The sequence below is a fragment of the Planctomycetia bacterium genome, from assembly GCA_034440135.1.
Taxonomy (GTDB): domain Bacteria; phylum Planctomycetota; class Planctomycetia; order Pirellulales; family JALHLM01; genus JALHLM01.
The window spans coordinates 1-22,483 of sequence record JAWXBP010000210.1 but is presented as its reverse complement, the minus strand read 5'-3'; the positions used below and the strand labels follow the sequence as shown (position 1 = coordinate 22,483).

The 22,483-nt window shown below is 61.8% G+C and carries 18 protein-coding genes and 1 pseudogene; 12 read left to right on the top strand and 7 right to left on the bottom strand.

Annotation, left to right across the window (positions count from 1 at the left end):
• The first annotated feature begins 20 nt into the window (after nucleotides 1-20).
• The 4 genes from SGJ19_12080 (at nucleotide 21) to SGJ19_12065 (ending at nucleotide 6,096) form a co-directional block, all read left to right on the top strand.
• Entirely contained in the window at nucleotides 21-2,126 is a 2,106-nt protein-coding gene (locus SGJ19_12080; GenBank protein ID MDZ4780983.1) for a TolC family protein, read from the top strand.
• A 223-nt stretch (nucleotides 2,127-2,349) separates the two neighbouring features.
• A complete protein-coding gene (locus tag SGJ19_12075; GenBank protein ID MDZ4780982.1) occupies nucleotides 2,350-3,075 on the top strand; it encodes an FKBP-type peptidyl-prolyl cis-trans isomerase in 726 nt (241 codons plus the stop codon).
• 87 nt (nucleotides 3,076-3,162) lie between these two features.
• Entirely contained in the window at nucleotides 3,163-4,635 is a 1,473-nt protein-coding gene (locus SGJ19_12070; protein ID MDZ4780981.1) for a hypothetical protein, read from the top strand.
• Between the two features lie 270 nt (nucleotides 4,636-4,905).
• Entirely contained in the window at nucleotides 4,906-6,096 is a 1,191-nt protein-coding gene (locus tag SGJ19_12065) for a prenyltransferase/squalene oxidase repeat-containing protein (GenBank protein MDZ4780980.1), read from the top strand.
• Between the two features lie 89 nt (nucleotides 6,097-6,185).
• Here the strand turns inward: SGJ19_12065 and SGJ19_12060 are convergent.
• The 4 genes and pseudogenes from SGJ19_12060 to SGJ19_12045 form a co-directional block, all read right to left on the bottom strand.
• Nucleotides 6,186-6,383: pseudogene (locus SGJ19_12060) on the bottom strand (Rdx family protein).
• An 87-nt stretch (nucleotides 6,384-6,470) separates the two neighbouring features.
• The gene (locus SGJ19_12055; GenBank protein MDZ4780979.1) at nucleotides 6,471-6,635 is read right to left on the bottom strand and encodes a hypothetical protein; all 165 of its coding nucleotides are present in this window, start codon (nucleotides 6,633-6,635) and stop codon (nucleotides 6,471-6,473) included.
• 92 nt (nucleotides 6,636-6,727) lie between these two features.
• The gene (ettA, locus tag SGJ19_12050; GenBank protein ID MDZ4780978.1) at nucleotides 6,728-8,401 is read right to left on the bottom strand and encodes an energy-dependent translational throttle protein EttA; all 1,674 of its coding nucleotides are present in this window, start codon (nucleotides 8,399-8,401) and stop codon (nucleotides 6,728-6,730) included.
• Between the two features lie 72 nt (nucleotides 8,402-8,473).
• The gene (locus SGJ19_12045) at nucleotides 8,474-8,626 is read right to left on the bottom strand and encodes a hypothetical protein (GenBank protein ID MDZ4780977.1); all 153 of its coding nucleotides are present in this window, start codon (nucleotides 8,624-8,626) and stop codon (nucleotides 8,474-8,476) included.
• Between SGJ19_12045 and SGJ19_12040 the strand changes: the two genes are divergently transcribed.
• Nucleotides 8,625-9,692 (top strand): FkbM family methyltransferase, encoded by a 1,068-nt coding sequence (locus SGJ19_12040; protein ID MDZ4780976.1) that lies wholly within the window; start codon nucleotides 8,625-8,627, stop codon nucleotides 9,690-9,692. The genes SGJ19_12045 and SGJ19_12040 overlap by 2 nt on opposite strands.
• Nucleotides 9,693-9,698: 6 nt before the next feature.
• Here SGJ19_12040 and SGJ19_12035 read toward each other — a convergent pair whose 3' ends face one another.
• Both SGJ19_12035 and SGJ19_12030 read right to left on the bottom strand, forming a co-directional pair.
• The gene (locus SGJ19_12035; GenBank protein ID MDZ4780975.1) at nucleotides 9,699-10,847 is read right to left on the bottom strand and encodes a 2-aminoethylphosphonate--pyruvate transaminase; all 1,149 of its coding nucleotides are present in this window, start codon (nucleotides 10,845-10,847) and stop codon (nucleotides 9,699-9,701) included.
• Between the two features lie 406 nt (nucleotides 10,848-11,253).
• A complete protein-coding gene (locus tag SGJ19_12030) occupies nucleotides 11,254-12,612 on the bottom strand; it encodes an amidase (GenBank protein ID MDZ4780974.1) in 1,359 nt (452 codons plus the stop codon).
• A 135-nt stretch (nucleotides 12,613-12,747) separates the two neighbouring features.
• Between SGJ19_12030 and SGJ19_12025 the strand changes: the two genes are divergently transcribed.
• Both SGJ19_12025 and SGJ19_12020 read left to right on the top strand, forming a co-directional pair.
• Complete coding sequence (locus SGJ19_12025; GenBank protein MDZ4780973.1) at nucleotides 12,748-13,854, top strand: DUF1207 domain-containing protein; 1,107 nt, start codon at nucleotides 12,748-12,750, stop codon at nucleotides 13,852-13,854.
• 251 nt (nucleotides 13,855-14,105) lie between these two features.
• Nucleotides 14,106-16,826 carry an MMPL family transporter gene (locus tag SGJ19_12020; GenBank protein MDZ4780972.1) on the top strand — a complete coding sequence of 907 codons (2,721 nt, stop codon included), beginning with the start codon at nucleotides 14,106-14,108 and terminating at the stop codon, nucleotides 16,824-16,826.
• 44 nt (nucleotides 16,827-16,870) lie between these two features.
• Here the strand turns inward: SGJ19_12020 and SGJ19_12015 are convergent, their stop codons facing one another.
• Complete coding sequence (locus SGJ19_12015; protein ID MDZ4780971.1) at nucleotides 16,871-17,872, bottom strand: GGDEF domain-containing protein; 1,002 nt, start codon at nucleotides 17,870-17,872, stop codon at nucleotides 16,871-16,873.
• A gap of 156 nt (nucleotides 17,873-18,028) precedes the next feature.
• On the opposite strand from SGJ19_12015, the gene ruvX reads away from it, so the two are divergent.
• The 5 genes from ruvX to SGJ19_11990 all read left to right on the top strand — a co-directional run.
• Nucleotides 18,029-18,487 (top strand): Holliday junction resolvase RuvX, encoded by a 459-nt coding sequence (gene ruvX, locus SGJ19_12010; GenBank protein ID MDZ4780970.1) that lies wholly within the window; start codon nucleotides 18,029-18,031, stop codon nucleotides 18,485-18,487.
• Nucleotides 18,488-18,813: 326 nt separating this feature from the next.
• On the top strand, nucleotides 18,814-19,734 hold the full coding sequence (locus tag SGJ19_12005; GenBank protein MDZ4780969.1) for an acyltransferase: 921 nt from the start codon (nucleotides 18,814-18,816) through the stop codon (nucleotides 19,732-19,734).
• Between the two features lie 227 nt (nucleotides 19,735-19,961).
• A complete protein-coding gene (gene rpmE / locus SGJ19_12000; protein MDZ4780968.1) occupies nucleotides 19,962-20,219 on the top strand; it encodes a 50S ribosomal protein L31 in 258 nt (85 codons plus the stop codon).
• Between the two features lie 431 nt (nucleotides 20,220-20,650).
• Nucleotides 20,651-21,724 (top strand): peptide chain release factor 1, encoded by a 1,074-nt coding sequence (prfA, locus tag SGJ19_11995; protein ID MDZ4780967.1) that lies wholly within the window; start codon nucleotides 20,651-20,653, stop codon nucleotides 21,722-21,724.
• A gap of 87 nt (nucleotides 21,725-21,811) precedes the next feature.
• On the top strand, nucleotides 21,812-22,483 hold a 672-nt coding region (locus tag SGJ19_11990), incomplete at its 3' end, for a prolipoprotein diacylglyceryl transferase (protein MDZ4780966.1).

The window sequence follows — 22,483 nt, the reverse complement described above, 5'->3', positions numbered from 1 at the left end:
GTAAGTGTATCTCCGCGCTCGTGTCCGCCGCCCTGGTGTGGACGGCCGTGGGCTGCCACGCGCCGAAGTCGGATCTTAAACTCGGCCTCTCGGACTCGCTGAAGCATTATCAGGGTACGGCCCTGAAGTTGGAAGAAGTCGAACCGGATCTCAATTGCCACGATCCGAGCCTGGTCGGCGCCCTCCCGCCGCAGACGTTGGACTCGGCGCTGCCGCCCCAGTACTGGGATCTGCCGCTCGAAGAGGCGATGCGCCTGGCATTGGAGAACAGTCAGGTACTGAGAGACCTGGGCGGCGCCATGCTGCGTTCCCCGGGCACGCTCCGCACGGTGCATGGCCCGGCGATCGTCGAGACGGACCCGCGCTTTGGCGTCGACGCGGCGCTGAGCGCGTTCGACGCCTCGTTTGCGATGTCGACGTTCTTTGATAAGAACGATCGCGCGCTGAATAATTCCTTCCTGGGCGGCGGCACGCGCTTGCTCACGCAGGACACGATGGTCTTCCGCGAAGAGATCACCAAGGTCGCCGCGACCGGCACGCGATTCACCGCGCGGCACAACACCGATTACGACGCCAACAATGCGCCGGCGAACCGCTTTCCGAGCGCCTGGAACACGAACCTGGAAGCCGAGTTCCGCCACCCGTTATTGCAAGGCGGCGGCGTGAACTTCAATCGCATCTCCGGGCCGAACGGCGTGCCTGGCTTGCCGCTCGGCGTGTTGATCGCCCGCGTAAACACGGATATCAGTTTGGCGGAGTTCGAGCAGGGCTTGCCGGACCTCACGAGCAACGTCGAGAACGCTTACTGGGACCTGTATTACGCCTATCGCGATCTCGACGCGCGGATCGCCGCGCGGAATCGCTCGCTGGAAACCTGGCGGCGCGTCGCTGCTTTGAACCGCACCAACAGCCTGGGCGGCGAAGCGGAAAAGGAAGCGCAGGCCCGCGAGCAATACTTCCGTTTTGAAGAGGAAGTGCAAAATGCCTTGACCGGCCGACTGCTTGATGGAACGCGCACGCTGAACGGTTCCAGCGGCGGCACTTTCCGGGGTTCGCTGGGCGTCCACGTGGCCGAGCGGCGGTTGCGATTGCTGATTGGCCTGCCGATCAGTGACGGGCGCTGGATTCGCCCGGCCGACGAGCCGCTGATGGCTCGCGTGCAGTTCGAGTGGGAACAATCGCTGCCCGAGGCGATTATGCGGCGGCCGGAGTTGCGGCGCCAACGCTGGATCATCAAGCGCCGCGAGTTGGAACTGCTCGCCAATCGCAACTTCCTGATGCCGCGATTCGACGCCGTGGGGCGATACCGCTTCCGGGGTTTCGGTAATGACTTGATCGATCCCACGGGCGAAAACGTCCCGTTTGACAACGCCTGGGAAAACCTGACCACCGGCGATTTCCAGGAATGGCAACTCGGCGCCGAATTGGCGTTCCCGTTCGGACAGCGCCGCGCTCATGCCGCGGTGCGGAATGCGCAACTGTTCCTGGCGCGCGAACGGGCGGTGCTCCGCGAACAGGAACGCGAGATCGTCCATGACTTGGCGAATGCGATCGCCGAAAAGGATCGCGCGTATCGCGTCGCGCAGACGAACTTCAACCGACGCCTCGCGGCACGGCAGCAGTTGCTCGTGCTCGAAAACAAAGTGCAGAACGAATTGCAGGTCGATCTGAACAGCCTGCTCGACGCCCAGCGCCGCCTGGCCGAGGCCGACTCGAAGTACTACTTCTCGCTCGTGGAATACGCCGTGGCGGTGAAGAACATCCATTATGAGAAGGGTTCGTTGCTGGACTACAACAACGTCTTCCTGGCCGAAGGCCCGTGGCCCGGCAGGGCCTATCAGGACGCCGCGCAACGGGACTCGTTGAAGATGCGGCCCGGACCGATGAACTACATCATGCAGCGTCCGTTGAACGTGAGCGCCGGCCCGACGCCGCAACTGGTGAATCCGCCGCGACCGGCAACGGGCACGAAGGCTGGCCTGTCGCCCATGCCGCAGCAAGTTCCCGGCGGACCGGCCGCTGGGGCAACGCAGCCGAACCCCTCCGTCGGGGCCTCGGCCAAGCGCCCGGCGCCGTTCGTGCCGGGCCTGTATACGACGTCGCGTCCCGGACCGCTTGCGCGGTAGGCAGGCATTCTGTAGCCGAGATCTGTGACCTCGGCCGCGCGTCGAAAAACGCTGTATGCCGCCCCGCCGAGGTCACAGACCTGGGCTACAGAAGAGCGGTCGCGCGCCCGAATTCCCGGGTTCTCCCGGTTGAGGCGAGCTTGCCGCCGAGCGCCCTTTGCCGGGGCGTCTTGTGGGGTATCATCAACGGGACGTTGTCTCGTTACTCAAGGTAGGAATTGTCATGAAGAACGCGTTCCTCTTACTCGTTTGTGGTTGCCTGACCGCGACCACGCTGTACGCACAAGAACAAGTCCCGCCCCCCAAGCAGCAAGCGCCGCCGGCCTCGGCGAACCAGCAGGCGCTCCAGAAGCAGGGGAGCTACTGTGCCGGCCTCCGCCAAGGCCGCGAGTTCAAGAAGCAAGGGCTGCCTTTGGACGCGCAGGAGTTCGCGCGCGGCCTGGTCGATGGGCTGACCGCGGCGGATGTCAAGCTCACGGAAAAGGAGCTGCAAGCCACGTTGGAAGAGTTCGGCCGGTTGATCGAAAAGATCCAGGTCGAGCGCCATCAAAAGATGGTGGAATCGAACAAGAAGGACGGCGCGGCGTTCCTGGCGGCCAATAAGGCCAAGGAAGGGATCAAGACCCTGCCGAGCGGCTTGCAGTACAAAGTGCTCAAGGCCGGCAAAGGCCTGTCGCCGAAGTCGGACAGCACGGTCACCACGCACTATCGCGGCACGCTGTTGGACGGCACCGTGTTCGATTCGTCGTACGATCGTGGCGAACCGATCGAGTTCCAGGTCGACGGCGTGATCGCCGGGTGGACCGAAGCGCTGCAGTTGATGAAGGCCGGCGACAAGTGGCAGTTGTTCATCCCGAGCGAATTGGCATACGGCGCCGAAGGCGCTGGTGCGGACATTGGTCCTAACGCCGTGCTGGTCTTTGAGATCGAACTCCTGTCGTTCAAATAGACGGCCTGGCGGAAAACTTGATTTGTGAATCACTGAGAAGGGAAGCCGGTGGCGACCCTTCTCTTTTTTTGCTTCGAGGGCGGAAACATGCGCAGCGTGATGATGACGAACTATTTCTCTGGACTGGTGTTGGCGCTGACGATGTACGGCGCGGCGCAAGCGCAGGAAACCAAGGAAGCGGAAAAGCCGGCCGAGGCTAAGACGCACCAGGTCAAGCGCGGCCTGTTTCAAATCGAAATCGCCCTTGACGGCGTGCTCGAAGCGAAGCAGATGACGCCGATCGTCGTCCGTCCCAAATCCTGGAAGGAAATGACGGTCGTCAGCGCCGTGGCCCATGGTGAGAGGGTTACCAAGGGGCAGTCGCTGGTCACGCTCGACCTGAGCGAGTTGGATCGCGCCCTGGCCGATCAATCGCAGGCGCTGGAGCTGGCGAAGCTAAAACTCGCGCAGGCGGAGGAAGAGTTCAAACTGCTGGAGCGCTCCGCGCCGCTTGATATGGAACAAGTGGAACGGGCGAAGAAGATCTTCGACGAGGACCTGCAACTGTTCTTCACGGAGGACTTGGAGCAATCCCGCCAGATCGCCGAGTACTCGCTCAAGCAATCGAAGTCGTCGCTGGAGAACGAGCAGGAAGAGTTGAACCAACTGGAGAAGATGTACGCGGCCGACGATCTGACGGAAGAGACCGAAGAGATCGTCCTCAAACGCCAACGCGAGGCGACCGAGCGAGCGAAGTTTTACGTCGCGATGGCCGAACGGGAATACGAGCGAACGCTTAAGTACGAACTACCACGCCAGGAACAAAGCCGCAAGCTGAGCGCCGAGTTGGCCTCGATCAACTACACGCGTTCAAAGTTGACGCTGCCGGTCGCGCTGAAGCAAGCGAGCTTGGAGTTGCGCACGCAGCAAGTCGCGCTGGAAAAGAGTGAGCAAGCGCTAGCGGATCTGCAAGCGGATCGGAAGCTCTTGGAGATCGTCGCGCCGATCGACGGCGTGGTTTACTACGGCAAATGCACTGCCGGCCAATGGACGGCGGCGTCGACGGTGGCCGAGCGCTTGCAAATCGGCGGGAACCTCGCCCCTAATGACGTGTTCGTGACGATCGTCGCCCCCGGCGGCCACTGGTTGCGTGGCGCCGCGGAGGAAAAAGACTTATCGATGCTCCGCGTCGGTCTGGCGGGCATTACAACGCCGACCGCTTGGCCGGACGCACGGTTGCCGGCGCAGTTGGTAGAGATCTCGGCGATTCCCAGTTCCTCCGGCAAGTTCGACGCGAAGTTCGACATCACGTCCGGCGAACACGCCGACCACCTCGTCGCGGGCATGAACGCCAAGCTGAAACTCGTCGCTTATCGCAACGAAAGCGCGGTGCTCGTGCCGACTGGCGCCGTGTTCAGCGACGAAGCGACGCCGGACGAGCACTATGTGCTGATCCAAACCGAGCCCGGCAAGCACGAAAAGCGCCCGATCGAAATCGGCCACAAGAACGACAAACAAGCCGAAATCAAATCCGGCCTCTCCGGCGACGAAACGATCTTGACCGAAAAGCCGGCGGAGTAGCGACGTCGATGCCACGGAGTTCAGCACGGGGCGAAGCGAAGGGAATTCAAATTGAACCGCGGAGGCGCTGAGACGCGGAGGAGAGAGGGCGAGGAAGATTCGTCTATCATGAGATGGAAACTCGACACTCGATGTGTTCCTCCAACTGAAAACGGAAAACTGAACACTTCGATCTCCTCTCTCCCTCTCCGTGTTCTCCGTTCCCTCGGTGGTAAATCCTTGAAACACCCGCTTCACCGTCCAAATCCGCTTTTGACGGGAATCCGATTCATGCGACTTGTTTGTGTCACGCTTATCCTGGCCATGTTGGGTGTCACGACGGCGCGTGCCGAAGCGCCGGCCGTACTGCTCAACACGCCCAAGCTTCCTGCTATTGCCGCGCCGGCGACGGAGGAACTGGACGCCGCGCTTGATCGCGGCATTGGCTACTTGCTTGGTAAACAAAACGCCGACGGCTCTTGGGGTTCCGCGCGGCGTACCAAGGGGCTGAATATCTACGCGCCCGTACCGGGCGCGCATCAGGCGTTTCGCGCGGCGGTGACGTCGCTATGTCTGTCGGCGCTATGCGAGGCCGAACGCTTTGCGGACCGCAAGGACGAGCGGATCACGCAGTCGATCGACCGCGGCCAGGTCTGGCTGTTCGAGCACTTGCCGCATGTGCGCCGCGCCACGCCCGATGCGATCTACAACGTCTGGACGCATGGCTACAGCCTCACGGCGCTCGTGTATTTGGCGGAGCGGAAGCCGGACGACGCGGAATTGCAAACGAAGATTCGCGAGTTGATCGCTCAACAATTGGATTTACTCGGGCGCTACGAGACGGTCGACGGCGGCTGGGGCTACTACGACTTCGAGGTCGGCGCGAAACGACCGACCTGCGATTCCACCAGCTTCGTGTCCGGCGCGATTCTGACGGCAATGCACGATCTCAAACGGCTAGGCATCGAACCGCCGGCGCCGCTCGTGAAGCGCGCCATGGATTCGTTGCACCGTCAGCGGCGGCCTGATTTCGCCTACCTGTACGGGGAACAATTCCAATTTCGTACAGGCGTCGATATCAACGACCCCGGCGGCAGCCTGGGGCGATCGCAGTGCTGCAATATCGCGATGCGGCTCTGGGGAGACGAAACGGTCACCGATCCGATCATGCGGGCGTGGCTCGATCGCCTCTTTGCCCGCAACGGCTGGCTCAGCATCGGCCGCAAGCGCCCCGTGCCGCACGAATCATGGTTCCTGGTGGCCGGCTACTTCTATTACTTCGGCCACTACTATGCCGCGCTCTGCGTCGAAGCCTTGCCCGCGGCGGAGCGGCCGGAGTATCAGGCGCATCTCGCGCGCACGTTGCTCGACTTACAGGAGAAAGACGGCTCGTGGTGGGATTACCCGTTCTACGATTACCACCAGCCTTACGGCACCGCCTTCGCGCTGATGTCGCTCTACCGCTGCCGCGCCGCGAAATAGCGTAGGTCAGGCTTTCCAGCCTGACTGGTCCCTCACCAGCGTCCGGAGAGTTGTCAGGCTGGAAAGCCTGACCTGCGGCGGGCGCCAATTCACTTGCTGGCGAGCAGTTGGCCGACCTGCTTGGTCAACTTCGCCTCGTCGGGAAATTCCCCGGTGCGGAGCTTCGAGTAGATCAGGTCGTCGTCGAGCGTGAGCTCGAAACACCCGCCGCTCGATGGGACCAATTCGAGCGATTCAATCCGTTGCTTGTACTGCTTGAGCAGCCGGCTCGCCAAACTGACGGCCTGCGGTTCGTAGTTTCACATCGCGCAATAGCGCAGTCGCAGTTTCATCGTTTGGGCCTCCTTGATCCAAGTGCAATCAGTCCGAGTCGCTCACTTCTTGCGTGACTTCGTGCCCGTCTGCTTCTTGGCGTTTCCCTTGGCCTTGGTCTTCGCCGGCGTCTTCGTGGCGGCTCCCTGCTTTTTCGCCCGCTTGGTGAAGATCGATTCCCAATTCGAGGCGTACTGCTCATTCGAGCCGACGTGCGTGACCGTCATGGATCCATGTTCCGTGGAGTGCGTTGAAATCTCGTTACGCCGGGCATCATCCGCGAATCGCACACGCCCGGTCAAGCAGGTTGCGCGCCAAACTAATGCGCCAACTTCTTATACCGAAACCGGTGCGGCTCGTCGGCCGCGATGCCGAGGCGGGCGCGGCGTTGTTCTTCGTAGGTCTGGAAATTGCCTTCGCACCAGTGGACGTATCCGTCTCCCTCGAAGGCCAGAATGTGGGTGGCCACCCGGTCCAGGAACCAGCGATCGTGACTGATGACGACGACGCAGCCGGCGAAATTCAACACCGCCTCTTCGAGTGCGCGCAGCGTATCGACGTCCAAGTCGTTTGTCGGTTCGTCCAATAGCAGCACGTTGCAACCGCGCCGCAACAGTTTGGCCAGGTGGACACGGTTGCGTTCGCCGCCGGAGAGTTGCCCGACGAGTTTTTGCTGGTCCGTGCCTTGGAAGTTGAACCGCGCAACGAAGGCGCGCGCGGAGATCTTGCGGCCTCCCATTTCCAGCGTATCGTGGCCGCCGGAGATCTCTTCGAACACCGTTTTGTCGGCTGCCAACGCATCGCGATTTTGATCGACGTAACCCAGTTCGACAGTCTCGCCGATCTTTAAGCTGCCGCCGTCCGGTTGTTCCTCGCCGGTGATCATGCGAAACAGCGTCGTCTTACCCGCGCCGTTCGGGCCAATAATTCCCACGATGCCGCCGGGAGGCAAACGGAAATCGAGGTTATCGATCAACACGCGCTCGCCGAAACCCTTGGTGAGTTTCGTGGCGTCGACCACCAGGTCGCCGAGATGCTTGCCTGGCGGGATTTGAATCTCGAATTCGTCCGGCCGCTCCTCAAAGCGTTCGGCCGACATCTGCTCGTAAGATTTGATGCGGGCCTTGCTCTTCGCCTGGCGGGCCTTGGGCGACATGCGAATCCATTCCAATTCCCGCTCTAACGTCTTCTGCCGGGCGCTGGACTGCTTCTCTTCGATTGCCAGGCGGGCCTTCTTCTGTTCCAGCCACGACGTGTAGTTTCCCTCGTAAGGAAAACCGCGGCCGCGATCCAATTCCAGAATCCAACCGGCGACGTTGTCCAGGAAGTAACGATCGTGCGTCACGGCGACGACCGTGCCGGGGTACTCGGCCAGATGACGTTCCAGCCATTGGACCGATTCGGCGTCGAGATGGTTCGTCGGCTCGTCGAGCAACAACAAATCCGGCTGTTCCAGTAGCATCTGGCAGAGCGCCACGCGGCGACGTTCACCGCCGGAGAGTTTGCTGACGTCGGCGTCGCCCGGCGGCAGATTCATCGCGTCCATGGCGATTTCGACCTGCCGGTCCAGTTCCCAAAGGTTATGCAGATCGATTTGATCCTGCACGCGCTGTTGCTCGGCCAGCAGCTTGTCCATCGCGTCTGGTTCGAGCGGCTCGGCAAACTTGGCGTTGATCTCATTGAAGCGTTCCAAGATCTGGCGCTTCGAGGCGACCGCTTCCTGGACGTTGCCAAAAACGTCCTTCGCGGGATTCAGTTGCGGCTCCTGCGGCACATAGCCGGCGGTAAACCCGTCGGTCAGCCGGGCTTCGCCGTCGAATTCTTTATCGGCCCCCGCCATGATCCGCAGCAAAGTGCTTTTGCCGGAGCCGTTCCGCCCCAGCACGCCGATCTTCGCCCCTGGGTAGAAGGCCAGCCAGATGTTCTTCAACACCTCGCGCTGGCCATGCTTTTTGGTGAGATCGGAAACCTGGTAAATGAACTGCTTACCCATTTTGTCACGCTCTGAGGGGCAAAAAAAGCACACCAACCCGAAGCGCCAGCGAGGGGGAACGGCCGTCGCGTTTCAGCGCGATGTCGCGCTGAGCAGCAACGTCAACTCCCCCTCGTTGGCGCTTCGGGTTGGCGTGGGCACGTCCTCCTGCAATATATCCGTCAGGACGGTCGGCCGGCAGGAGGTGAACTGACGTGGCTGTTGCGCGGCGTCTTGGATTATCATGGCGCGTCCCGAGTTGGAAACGGAGTTCACCAGCATGTCGCGCGAAGCCACGACGGCACAACTAGCGGCCGAAATCCTGGGTGTTGGAGCCACGACAGTCCTCGATGTGGGGGCGCGTTGGGGGGCCGGCGGCGTTTGGTGGCGGCTCGATCCGCTGGCCAAGCTTATCGGCTTCGACCCTGACCCCGACGAGTGCGCGCGGTTAAATGCTCAATTGCCGGCTGGCTCCCGCGAGCGCTTCGTTCCGGTCGCCTTGGGCAAGGAACCGGGGCCGGCCACGCTGCACATCACCCTGAACCCGGGTTGTTCGTCGATTTACCCGCCGGACGAAACGCTGGCCGACCGTTTTCCCGGCCTGAGCGTGATCAAAGTCGCCCAGCGGGAAACGATCCAGCTCGAAACCCTCGATCGTTGGGCGGCCTCCGAGGGCGTCGAAGAAATCAGCTTCGCCAAGCTCGATACACAGGGCTGTGAACTGGACATTCTTCGCGGCGGCGAACGTGCGTTGGATAAGTGCCTTGGCCTGGAAGTGGAAGTGGAGTTTGCCACGATCTATCGCGGCGCGCCGCTATTCGCCGAGGTCGACACTTACTTGCGCAGCCGCGGGTTCGCGCTCTGGAGACTCGGCGGCTTGTATCACTACTCGGAGCGCTGCACGGGACTCGCGACCGGCGAGGAGTTCGTCGACTACAGCGGGCTCGTCTCACGCAGCCCCTCGGGCAACGGCAGGCTTTGGTGGGGCAATGCGATTTACTTGCGTGATTTCCGCGACCCCTGGGTCATCGCCGGCGGTGCTCGTAGGCTGTTGATCCTCGCCTCGCTCCTCGATGCCCGCGGGGACGTCGACGCCGCGGCAGCAACGCTCCAGCTCGCGATGGAAGATTCGCGGTTCCCCTGGACGAGCGCTCAACTAGCGCTCGTCGACGCACGGAGGCGGGAACTACTTTCGATCCCAGCGCCCCCCGTGCCGGAACCGCCGCCAGCGGAACCCGTCGCGCCGCCGCATCGCACCTTGAGCGGCCATCATTTTCGCCACGCAGTGAAGCGGCTGCTCGGTCGCGACTGAGACAGACTACGCCACGTTGGCCGGTTCCAATTCAAGGCCCATTTCCTGTACGACGTCGCTGATGGCGTGCAGCAATGCGCGCGAATCGCTGGGGAACAACCGCCCGATGTGGCCGATGCGGAAGCAATCGGCGTTCGAGACCTTGCCCGGATAGATGACAAAGCCCTTGTCGTTCAGCCGCGAGTAGAAGTCTTCGAATACGAAGCCTGGATCGCTCGGATACCGGAACGACGTGATCAGGTAGCCTTGCAAGTGGCGCGGCAGATATTCTTCGAAGCCGAGGGCGTTCATGCCCTCGAGCAGGCAGTCGTGATTCGCGCGATAGCGCGCTGCGCGTCCGGCGACGCCCCCTTCCGCGCGGAGCTCGGCTAACGCCTGATTGAAGGCCAGGATTGTTTGCACGGGCGGCGTGAAACGGAATTGCCCGTTGCCTTCGAGCCCCTTCCATTGCGCCAAGAGATCCAGGCTCAACGTGCGGGCAAAACCGGCCGTGGCCTCGAGCGCGGCGCGGCGGCAGATCGCGAACGAAAAGCCCGGCACGCCTTCGATGCATTTGTTGGCGGAGGAAACCAGGTAGTCGATCTCGCAGGCGCGGAAATCAAACTCGACGGCGCCGAAGGCGCTCATCGAGTCGACGAAGTAAGTCTTGTTGTGCTGGCTAGCGATGCGGCCAACTTCTTCGATGGGATTGAGGATCCCCGAAGTCGTCTCGCAATGCACGATCGCCACATCAGTGATCGCGGCGTCGGCTTTCAGGGCTTGCTCGACCGCTGCGGGGTCAATCTGCTGATCTTCCGGCGCGCGGACCGTGGCCAGGGGAATGCGGTGCACGTCGGCCATTCTGGCGATGCGATCACCGTAGGACCCGTTGATGCAGACCAACAGCTTTCCTTGCGGCGGGACGACGCTCGACACCACGGCCTCGACGCCGAACGTGCCGCTCCCTTGCAGCAGCACGGTCTCGTAGCCGTCGCTCTGACTGACGCCCGCCAGGTCGAGCAATTCCGCGCGGACGTGTTCGACCATGGCGACGAATTCGCCATCCCGCGAGCCCAGGTCCCGGACCATCGCCAACTTGACCGTTTGACTCGTCGTCAACGGACCCGGCGTGAAGAGCGGCTTATCGGCGGAACGCGGCGGCGCGGGTCGATTCATGGAGGATTTTTTCGGAGGGTGATTCATGCAATGGAACACTCGAGTCAAAGGAAGCAGGACGCTACGACCGAACGGAAATCGCTCCTCAATCGCTGCCCGGCGAATTCCAGCCCCCTTGGGGCGTCAGATAATCGCCAGCGGTGCAAACCGCTGGAATCATAAGCCAAACTTTGAATCCGGGAGCCCCAGCGGGGCGACACTCGCTTTGAACGTGTCATCGCTTGAAACGTGCCGCCCCGTTGGGGCTCGGTTCATTGGTTCGGTGCATTTTCCAGCGGTTGGCACCCCTGGCTATTGTCTATCGCCCCTGCCGGGGCAGGTCCATCGTCAACGAATCGCGGATCAAGCATTCGAGCATACCGAATCGCCGTAATGCGCGGCGAACAAAATGACCCACGCGTTTTCTTCAAGTATTGCCCTTCGTCAGCGCCGGTTCCGCCTCGAAGCGGAGGCGGCGTTCGCACCAGGCTGCGGCCGAGAGCAGGGTCAGTTCGCTGAGCTTGGGGCCGATCAATTGCAGAGCGATCGGCAGGCCCTCGCGTGACAGGCCGCAGGGGATCGAAACCGTCGGCAAACCGGCGTAGCTCCAGGGGCTATTAAACTGAGGATCGCCGGTGGTGTCGAGCCGCGCCGGCGCGGGCGTGGTCGTGGCTGGCGTGACCAACGCGTCGATCTCCGGCAAGTCGTCCCAGGCATGTTCGCGATACCACTCCAGGTGGCGAATCGCCATCGCGTATTCGTAGGCCGGCATGCGCAGCCCTTCGTCGATCAGCCCCGCGATCTGTTTTCCATAGGCAGGACGATTCGCCTCGAATGCGGCACGATGGTAAGCGGCGGCCTCGACGGCCATAATCTTGCGATGCAGCGGCAGCAGGTCAGCGAAGCTCGTCGGTGGCGCCACGGCAACGATGTGCACACCGCCTTGCCGAAGATTGTCAATCGCCTGCCGGAACCCGGCCTTCACCGTGTCGTCGCAGCGTTCCAGAAAGAAGGGTTCGATCACCCCCAGCCGCGGCATCCGCGCGCCTTCTCCGGCAGCGAGATAGTTCACATGGGGCGCATCGTGCGGGACGCCTTCTTCGGCCGTGGGCGTGGACATGACGAGTAACATCGCGGCGAGATCGCTCACCGAGCGCGCCATCGCGCCGGCGTGGTCGAGATGAAAACTCACCGGCACCACGCCGCCCAAATCGAGCAGGCCGAAGGTTGGCTTGATCCCCGCCACGCCACAATAGCTGGCGGGGCGCGTGATCGAGCCGCCGGTCTGCGAACCGACCGCGGCGAGACACATACCAAGCGCGACGGATGCCGCGGACCCGGCGCTCGATCCGCCCGGCGTGTGCGCGGGGTTCCAGGGGTTGTGGGTGACGGACGGATCGAAGCAGGCATACTCCGTGGTCACGGTTTTGCCGAGCAAAATCGCGCCCCCGGCGCGGAGCCGCGCGACCACCGTGGCGTCCTCCGCCGCGACGTGTTGCGCTCGCAAGGAGCTGCCGGCCTTCGTCGGCCAACCGGCGACATCGAAAATGTCCTTGATGCCAATCGGAATGCCATGCAGAGGGCCGCGCGATTGGCCGCGTTCCAGTTCGTCCCCGAGCGCCTGGGCGGCCTGGCGCGCCCCTCGTTCGTCAACCTTGACCCAGGCATGGATCGCAGGCTCATGCTGTTTAATGCTCGCCAAGCAGCGGTCGACCAGGTCAATCGGCCGCAACGCGCCGCGCTTAAACTGTTGCGAGATCGTCGCCAAATTCGCTCTTGCGGCCATGGAATGGCTCCGGACGTCGCCGTGAACTTCTCCAGATTACCGGGCATTCCAGGTTTCACCAAATCCATCTAGGGGCAATTAACCTCCTTCGCTACACTTCGCGCCCTAACGAACTCAACGTGGGCAGGCGTTGGCATGGAGTCGGCCGATCCAATTCGAACCACGCAATCGCGCCGGTCGGGCGCTCGCGCATGGCGACGTGCGCTGTTGACGCTCGTCGTGCTCCTCGCCGGGAATGCCACTGGCACTGGACAGGAAACGATCAATACGCCCAGACCGCGCGGCAGCGCCGCGCGCGAGACGATCGTGGGCGAGCCGATCTATATCGGGCCGAACGAAGGCGCCGGTCCCTATTGGACGCCGACGGACGATCCGCAAATCGAATGGGTGCCCGAGGAAGGCGAAGCGGTTTGGAACGGCCAGCAGAACGATTTCTTCGTGCCCAGCAACGGCTACACCGGCGGGTATCAAGAGCCGTGGGATTGGACACTGCTGCCGAATGGCTTGATCTATCGCAGTTATCTCGCCGGACCGAAGGAATCGCGGTTTCGCAGCGTCTGGGCGCATGACGACAAACTTGGCTGGATTTGGGATATCACGCTCGGCGGCCGCGTCGGCATCGTGCGATATGGCACGACACACAGCGATGACATTCGCCCCCAAGGCTGGCAGCTCGACGCCGAAGGGGCCGCGTTTCCGCGATTGAATCCGGAAGAGGATCGCGATCTGGTTTCGGCCGATTTTCGTTTCGGCCTGCCGTTGACGTACTCAGTCGGCCGGTATGAAACGAAGATTTCCTACTATCACCTCAGCTCGCACATTGGCGATGAATACCTATTGAAGAATCCCACGTTCGTGCGGATCAATTACGTTCGCGACGCGATCGTCTGGGGCAACGCGTACTATGTAACCGACGACGTGCGCCTCTACGGCGAGGTCGGTTATGCCTTTTACACCTCGGGCGGCGCCGACCCGATCGAGCTGCAGGTCGGCGCCGAGTACAGCCCCGCGCATTTCACCGGATTTCGTGGCGCGCCGTTCCTGGCCGTGAACGGCTATCTGCGCGAAGAGTTCGATTTTGGCGGTAACCTCACCGCTCAGGCAGGCTGGCAATGGCGCGGGCAGCACAATCGCCGTCTGCTGCGGATCGGCGGCGAGTATTCCAACGGCAAGACCGAGCAATTCGAGTTCTACGCAAACACCGAGGAACGCCTAGGGTTCGGGCTTTGGTACGACTACTAAACGAATGGGTGAAGTAGCCCTTGCCTGCCGAACATTAACGTTCATTAATTTGCCGGATTGTCCGGAAATTGGCCGACACTCGCGCGGACACTGCGTAATCTGCGCCGAGTTTGCGGCGACTTCCCGGGTTTGCGCCGCCTGATGAATGCTTGGCTTGGCTCGGTCACCGGGTTACCATCAAGGGCTTAATCACGCGGCGCCGGCACTGCCTCGCGGCTGCGCCGACCGCGATCGCCCTTGGTTCGCCCCGCATGTTCGCCGCGCTCGGCGCTTGGATTTCTCGACGCCCGCTCACGATCCTGTTCGGCTGGGCCGTCGTCGCGCTTGCGCTGAAGGTCATTGCGCCCTCGTGGGACGATGTCACGCACGATGGCGACCTGGCCTACCTTCCGGCGGAAGTCAGCAGCGTCAGGGCGGAGAATCTGCTCTCCACGGCGTTTGAGGGGCGCGATTCGCGCAGCCGACTGGTCGTCGTGATCGAACGCGCGGATGCGCCGCTGGAAGACGCTGACCTGGCTGCGGCCGAAGCGCTGCGCGTCAAGCTCGAAACGCTCAAAGGCGAAGCGAAGCCGGTTAGCGAGGTCTGGAGCCCCGCCGACCCGGTGGTGGGCTACAAGCTCGTCAGCCCGTTATCCGAAGATGGCAAACCGCCCGGCCAGGCCGCGCTGATTGTGCTGCACGTGCGCAACGAGTTCATGGCCACTGCCAACATTCAGTTATTGGAGAACGTGCAGCGGATCATCGCCGAGTTTCGTCGCGGCGAAGAGGTCCCCAAAGGACTGGCATTCGGCGTCTCCGGCTCCGCCGCGATTGGCGGCGATATGCTCGCCGCGGCGCTGGAGAGCGTGCAGAAGACCGAGATCATGACGTTCGTGCTGATCTGCGTGATCCTGCTGATCGTCTATCGCGCGCCGCTGTTGATGTTGATTCCGCTGGGCACGATCACCATCTCCGTCTCCGTGGCGATGGACCTCGTGGCGCTGTTGACGCAGGTACAATTTCAGCCCGGCTGGGAATGGTTCGATCTCAAGGTCTTCAAGACGACGAAGATTTTCATCATCACGATTCTGTTCGGCTCCGGCACCGACTTTTGTTTGTTCTTGATCGCGCGGTATCGCGAAGAGTTGGAAACCGGCCGGCATGCCCAGGCCGCCAGCGGCCGGGCGCTCGGGTTTGTGGGCGAGGCCCTCGTCGGCAGCGCGCTGACGACGATTCTCGGCCTGGGCACGATGTTCTTCGCCGATTTCGGCAAGTATCGCAACAGCGGGCCGGTGATCGGCCTGTGCCTTACCGTGACCTTGCTGGCCTGCCTGTCGCTGGCGCCGGCGTTGCTTCGCCTGTTCGGCCCGCGCGTGTTCTGGCCCGCCAAGATCCACGTCAAAGGGCGCGGCGCGAGCGCCGCCTGGCCGGAGCGACGTTCGTTAATGAGCACCTTCTGGGAGCGCGTCAGCAATCTGCTGGTGGCGCGACCCGGCTTGATCCTGGTGACCAGCGTTCTGTTGTTTGCGCCGCTGGCCTGGGCCGGTCGCGAAGTGGAAGTCACCTATGACATGCTGGGCGAGCTGCCCGCCGACCGCGCCAGCGTGCGCGGCACCGAACAGATCATGCGCTACTATCCGCCCGGCGATACCGGTCCGATCGTGATGCTGGCCGAGCAAGCAACGCCGAGCGTCGTCACGCTCGACGCAACCAGGCAACTGCGCCGCCGCCAGGATGGTTGGCACGAATTGACGTTGGCCGAAGTGGCCAGCGCCCCGGAGGGCGCTCGCGATGTGTTTCTCGGCGAGCCGCTGACAAAACTCGACGACGAGCGCTTGGTTCACGCCTACGGCCGTCACGATATTTACGCCGCGGCGATTCGACGCCTCTCGGACGATGAAGTCCGCGCGCAGAAGTTCGATCAACGCGCCATCTTCGACGCCGACGACGGCAAGGCGATGATCCAATTGCTGACCAAGGATCTATACGACGTCTATCTGGAGCGCGACGGACAATCCATTGTCGATGTAACCAGCGTGCAAAGTCTCGCCGAGCCGCTCGGCGACTGGCCCGGCACGCCAGCCGGATTGCTCTCACCGACCGGCCGGCGCAAGGCGCTCGCGTTGCGTAGTCCACGCGTGCAAGCCACCTATGTCGCGAAGTCGGGCGAACTGGCCGGACGCGTAGCGCGGTTCGACGTGGCGCTGACGAAGAGCCCCTTCAAGCGGGAGAGCCGCGAGTATCTCACGCATCTCGAAGCATGGTGCGCGCAACTCTCCGCCGACGAGCATTCACTTTGGTACGGCGCAAAGTTTTCCTTCGGCGGGACGACTTCCGCCACGCGCGATCTCGCCTCCGTGACCGAAAGCGACCGTTCGTTGATTCAGCGTCTCGTCGTAATCGCCGTCGTGGCCGCGATGATCGTCGTGCTCAGGAATCCTTGGATCTGCGCGTACCTGATTCTCACCGTGCTTTATAGCTACTTCGTCACGATCGGCGCCACCGAGCTGATCTTCTCCTGGCTCTGGGGGCCGACGTTCGACGGTCTGGACTGGAAAGTCCCGCTGTTCTTGTTTGTGATCCTGGTCGCTATCGGCGAGGACTACAACATTTACCTGGTGAGCCGGGTCTTCGAGGAGCAGGCCAAGCACGGGCCGATGGAAGGGCTGCGCCGCGCCGCGGCTTCCACCGGCGGCATCATTTCCAGTTGCGGCATCATCATGGCCGGCACCTTCGCGGCAATGATGATCGGCAGCCTGCGCGGCATGATTGAATTGGGCCTCGCCCTTTCGATGGGCGTCGCGCTCGACACCTTCTTCGTTCGCCCGGTGCTCGTGCCCGCATTCCTCGCGATTTATCACCGTTGGCGTGGCGACGACCAAGAAACCGGCCCAGGCGAAGAGATCGAACTGGAATTCTCACCGCCGCATGAAGAATCCCCGCCGACTCCGCACGGCCGCACGCGCCCGCGACCCACGGTCGAACGCCGTTGAAGCGCCGTGGCGGATTCTTATTACTCCTTGATAAGCCAATCGGGCTAGCCGGCCGCCACTTCTTGCAGTCGGCGTTGCAGCTCGCCGCAAACTTCGTCCAGGTTGCCGCCGCGCGGCGGTTCAGCTTCACCGCTGTCGGGACCGAGGCTGTCACCGTAATGCACGCGCACGCGGTTACGGGCGGCTGACTTCGCGGCATAAAGCGCTTCGTCGGCGCGCGCAACCAAGGCAGTTGGTTCTTCTTGGACTTTCGCTTGCGCGGCGCCGGCGCTCACCGTCAGTGCGAGACGTTGGCCGTTCACCTCGAACGCGTGTTCTTGAACCGCTTGCCGGACGCGTTCGGAAGCCGCCTGGGCTTCGTCGAGCGTCGTGGCCGGATGTACGATGGCGAACTCCTCGCCGCCGAAGCGAGCCGCGAAATCCATTTCACTCAACGTGCCGCGGATCACGCGCGCCACACGGCGCAGCGCTTCGTCTCCGGCCGTGTGGCCATACTGATCGTTGCAGCGTTTGAAGTGGTCGATGTCCACCAGTGACACCGAGAACGGCGTTTGCTTGCGCCGCCATTCCGAGGCGCGGCGCTGCAACTCGTCATCGAGCGCACGGCGATTCGGCAGGCCGGTCAATGGATCGGTGCGAGCCTCGGTGGCGTGCATCCGAATCGCCTCGGCCTGCTCGTTCAGCTTCTTCTCCGCGACCGCTAGTTGCTGTTGCAACTTTTGATTTGCGTCGACGATTTGCTGTACGATGCCGACGGCCAGATTTTCCCAGCCGTCGTTGTTGGTTTCCAGCGCGGCCTGCAACCGCGTATTGCTGGCCTCGACCTCCGCCTGGTGGGCGCCGACACTGTCACCGACGTTGGTCGTCCAGTCGTGCAGGCGCAACAAGGCTTGCGCCGCCGCGTCGTATTCCTGCGCCATTTTGCGGCGGCCGCGGACTTTCTCGCCGTACCAGCAGCCGACGATGAAGGCCAAAGCCAACTGGGCGACGCTCACGCCCGTGAACACCACGGCGACCCAAAACAGGGAGACTTGCGAGGATAACATGGGCGATGATTCCCGGGTGCGTACGGGACGCGGGATGCGGTAAACTACCTGTGGAGACCCTAGGTCGCCCGTCAGGTTTGTCAAATCCGTCACAATTCGCGCCCACGGCGGCCGATTTCATGGCGATGCACGCTTGGCAATGGTCAAAAATAGCTCATGGACATCCCTGAAATAGGCCGAATCGCCGCGATCGACTACGGCACGGTGCGCATCGGCATCGCCGTCACGGATTCCCGTCGCACGATCGCCAGCCCGCTGGAGAACTACACACGCCGCGATACCGCTCGCGACGCGGAGCGATTCAAGCAACTGGTCCGCGAGGAACAAATTGCGCTGTTCGTCGTCGGCCTGCCGGTCCACAACAACGGCCGCGAAAGCCAAAAGTCGATCGAAGCCGAGACGTTTGGCGCCTGGCTAAGGGATTTGACTGGCGTACCTGTCGTCTATTTCGACGAGCGCTTTACGACAGTGGAAGCGGAGCAATTGCTGGCCGGGGCGAAGCTGACGAAAGCCCGCCGCAAGGAGCGGCTGGACAAGCTTGCGGCGCAAATCCTGTTGACAGCATTTCTGGAGTCCGGGCAGCGCGATACTCCCCCGGGCCGGCTCGATGGTTGAATGGCGAACCATCCAGGATTCGGCCACGATAGCGCTCCGACGGCACTACTCCCTGGGTAAGAATGCCAGATATCCGCGTTGGACGCCAAGTTCGGATTCAACCACGCCTGTTTTCGATTGCTCCAATCGATATCACAACGGATAATATGCCGGTTTCCTGAAATTGCACGTTCTTCGTCTCAACCGTCGTCTGCACGCGAGGGTCGTGGTTGGCTGACTTTGAAAGCTGGTTGTTCACAAATGTCCATCCGTTACCGCTCACTCGATCATTGGCGAGGCTTGGCTTGCTTAATGGTGGTCATCGCGCATGCAACGACAGGCGGTGATTGGCGGCGGTTGATCGGCTTTGCTCCGCAATTCGGAGGGATTGGCGTCGGCATTTTTTTTGCATTTCGGGCTATTGCGTCACAGCGGCCGCGACGGTAGCCAGGGCAAGACATCAAGGTCCGACAGAATTCATGCGACGCCGGGCGAAACGAATTTACGGCCCCTATTGGATTGCCCTTGCCATGGCCGCCGTCGCTTACGTCGTGGAGTATGGGATGCCGCAACCGTTCCCATCGTTGTGGAGCGTGCTGGGAAACCTGACGCTCTCCGAGTCGTGGTGTCCGCATTTCGCCGGGCCACCGTCTGAATTGCTGGTTCAGCAAGCGTGGACCCTGGTGCATGAACTTCAGTTCTATTTGGCGTGCGGCCTACTACTGTTAGTGCCGGCACGATATTTTCTTGCCGGCGTCATTGTGATTTGCGCCACAACATGCCTCACCGCGTGGGCTACAGATGAAGGTTACGTTAACGCTTCCGGCCTGATGATTCGAGGTTCATGGCTCGCATTCGCGCCGGGCAGCTTTGCTTTTTACTGGCTCCACGGTACCAAGATGGAACGAACCGTTGCCATTCTCGGCGTCGCCGCTTCCGTGATTGGCGGCATTTACGCTTGGCGGATCAATGAAGCAATTGGCGCTGGTTGTGTGATGTCGAGGGTCTTGATTGCCTTGCATCCGCTGGACGCGCGCCTTGACGCGATGCCACAGCTAAAATGGCTCAAACGGTGTGGGCAAATCTCCTACAGTCTCTATCTTACGCATACGCTCGTTTGTGGGCCGATAGAGCGCTGGCTCGTTACGAACTCGGGAGCACAGCGGGTCGCCTTGAATGTCACTGTCTGTACTTTGGCGTCACTATTGGTGGCTTGGCCGTTTTACCTTTTTTTCGAGCGACCTTTTATGTCGGAGAGTAAGACTTAGGCGTTGGTCCCAGATGGCCAGACCGTTGGTCCGGCGAATAGGAACGGATGCGCCGGTCAAGCGGCGAGGTGCCGCTGTGACAATCGAGGGTGACCTGGGGACCTCGCCTCAGGCGGACGCCCTTGTTCCCAGCGCCTCAGGGCGATACTATTCAAGGTTCAACAAGCTTCCCAGGCTGCCCTATTTTCGGGCGCCTCTCGCTGGAAATCATTGGCAGGACAGAAGTTATGAAGGACAAGATTCACCCCAAGTACGTCGCGACCGCGGTCCGTTGCGGTTGCGGCAACACGTTCACCACGCGGAGCACCGTTCCGGAGCTGCGCGTCGACATCTGCAATGCCTGCCACCCGTTCTACACGGGCAAGCTCAAATACGTCGACACGGCGGGCCGCATCGAGAAGTTCAAGACCAAGTTCGCCGGGGCCGGTTATGCCAGCCTGAAGAAGGGCAAGAAGGCGGAAACGGCCGGCGAAGCTGGCGCTTAGCGGGATTCAACTCGGAACGAGGAATTCGGAACGTGGAACGCTGGAGCAGGGCCTACGAAGGCTCGCCCGGCGGCTGCCTTCCGGGTTCCTCGTTCTTTTTTTGTTGACGGACGACGTCGCTTGACGCGAGGGCATTGTCACGCCTCGGAATCTACATCGATTCAGAACGCTGGGTGCCTGGGGCTGGGGCGAACATAGGAAGTAACCACGAACAACCGACTGGGGTATCGTGGCGATTTGTTGACAAATTCAGCGAAGCCCCAGCGGTTGGACCATGGCGACCGCGCTTTGGTAGCCCCTACCCCAGGCACCCGCCGCGTTTCACTTCGCTGGCGCGGCGGGCTAGTGTTGCGGGCGCCGCGGGTTGATGTGGGTTTTTTCCGCTGCTGCACGTATAAATTGCCGTTCCCACTTGTAGTCTTGGTGCTTCCATGAGGGAAAAGCTTGATCAAACGCTGGCGCGGTTCGAGGAGTTGGAGCAGATGCTGCTCGACCCGGAGATCCAGGCCGTCGGCGCGCGCTATTCCCAGGTCGCGCGGGAACACGGGTCGATCGCCAAGCTGGGCGCCAAGTATCGGCGTTTTCGCAGCCTGAACAACCAGATCGCCGAAGCTCGCGAGATGATCGAAGGGGGCGACTCGGATCTTCGCGATCTCGCCGAGGCTGAATTGCCTGGGCTACGCGAAGAGCGCGAACACCTTTGGAATGAGTTGCTCGATCTGACGATCGGTGGCGAGGACGCCAATCGCACCAAGTGCGTGATGGAAATCCGCGCCGGAACCGGCGGCGACGAAGCGGCGCTGTTCGCGCGCGACTTGTACGAGATGTACAAGCACCACGCGGAAGCCAAAGGCTGGAAGATGGAAATTCTGGATGCCAGTCCCACGGAACTCGGCGGCTTCAAGGATATTTGCCTCGGCCTGGAAGGCGAAGGGGTGTTTCGCGAATTGCAGTACGAGAGCGGCGGTCACCGGGTGCAACGCGTGCCGGAGACCGAGACCAAAGGACGCATCCACACTTCGGCCGCGACGGTGGCGGTGCTCGCGGAACCGGAAGACGTCGAAGTGGACATCAAACCCGACGATTACCGCAAAGACTTATTTTGCGCCAGCGGTCCCGGCGGCCAGCACGTTAACAAGACCGCGTCGGCCGTGCGACTGACGCACTTCGAGACCGGCATTGTCGTGCAGTGCCAAGACGAAAAAAGTCAGCACAAAAACCTCGCCAGGGCGCTCCGCGTATTGAAAAGCCGCGTCTATGAAATGAAGCGCGAGGAGGAAGCGAAGAAACGGGCGGAAACCCGGAAGACGCTGGTGGGCTCCGGCGATCGCAGCCAGCGCATCCGTACGTACAACTTCCCGGAAAACCGCATCACCGATCACCGCATCAACTTCACGCTCTACAAGTTGGACAACATCCTCGCGGGCAATATCCAACCCGTCACCGAAGCGCTGATGGACTACGATCGGCAACAGCAGCGCGAGGCGATGGGAACGGAGGAGTGAGAAAATGACGAATGATGAATGATGAATTGTAGGGGGTGACTCACATCGACTGAACAGTTCATTCATCATTCTGCATTCTGAATTCCCATGCACTCCACCCTCTTCTACATTCCCGACGTGATTCCCGGCACGGGGATTCCCGTGTTCGGCGTGGGGCTGTTGATGGGCGTCTGGGCCGTGGCCGCCATTGTCTGGGCTGTATGGCTGTTGCGGGCGGGGAGAACCGCGGAACTCAAGAGTGGCGTCTTGCTGGTCGCACTCGTCGGCGTGGCGATCTATTTTTCGAAGACCATCGTCGAACCAGGTCTTGGCCTGCCGATTCGCGGCTATGGGACGCTGCTGCTGGTGGCCGTCGTAAGCGCTGTGGCGCTCGCCATCTTCCGCGCGTGGCAATTGCGGATGGACGTGGAGGTCATCTACAGCCTCGCCTTTTGGCTGTTCGCCGGCGGGATGTCAGGCGCACGGCTGTTCTATGTCTGGCAGTATTGGGATCAGCAATTCAGCCGCCCCACCTGGCAGGCGACGTTGCTGGAAGTCGTCAAGTTCAACGAAGGCGGGCTCGTCGTATACGGCTCGCTGATCGGCGGTGTGATCGCGCTCTTCGCGTTTTGCCGCAAGTATCAATTGCCGGCGTTGGCAATGGCCGACCTGATCGCCCCCAGTTGCGCGCTCGGCGCTGGCCTAGGGCGGCTCGGCTGCTTGATGCAAGGTTGTTGCTTCGGCGGCGCCTGCGATCTCCCTTGGGCCGTGACGTTTCCC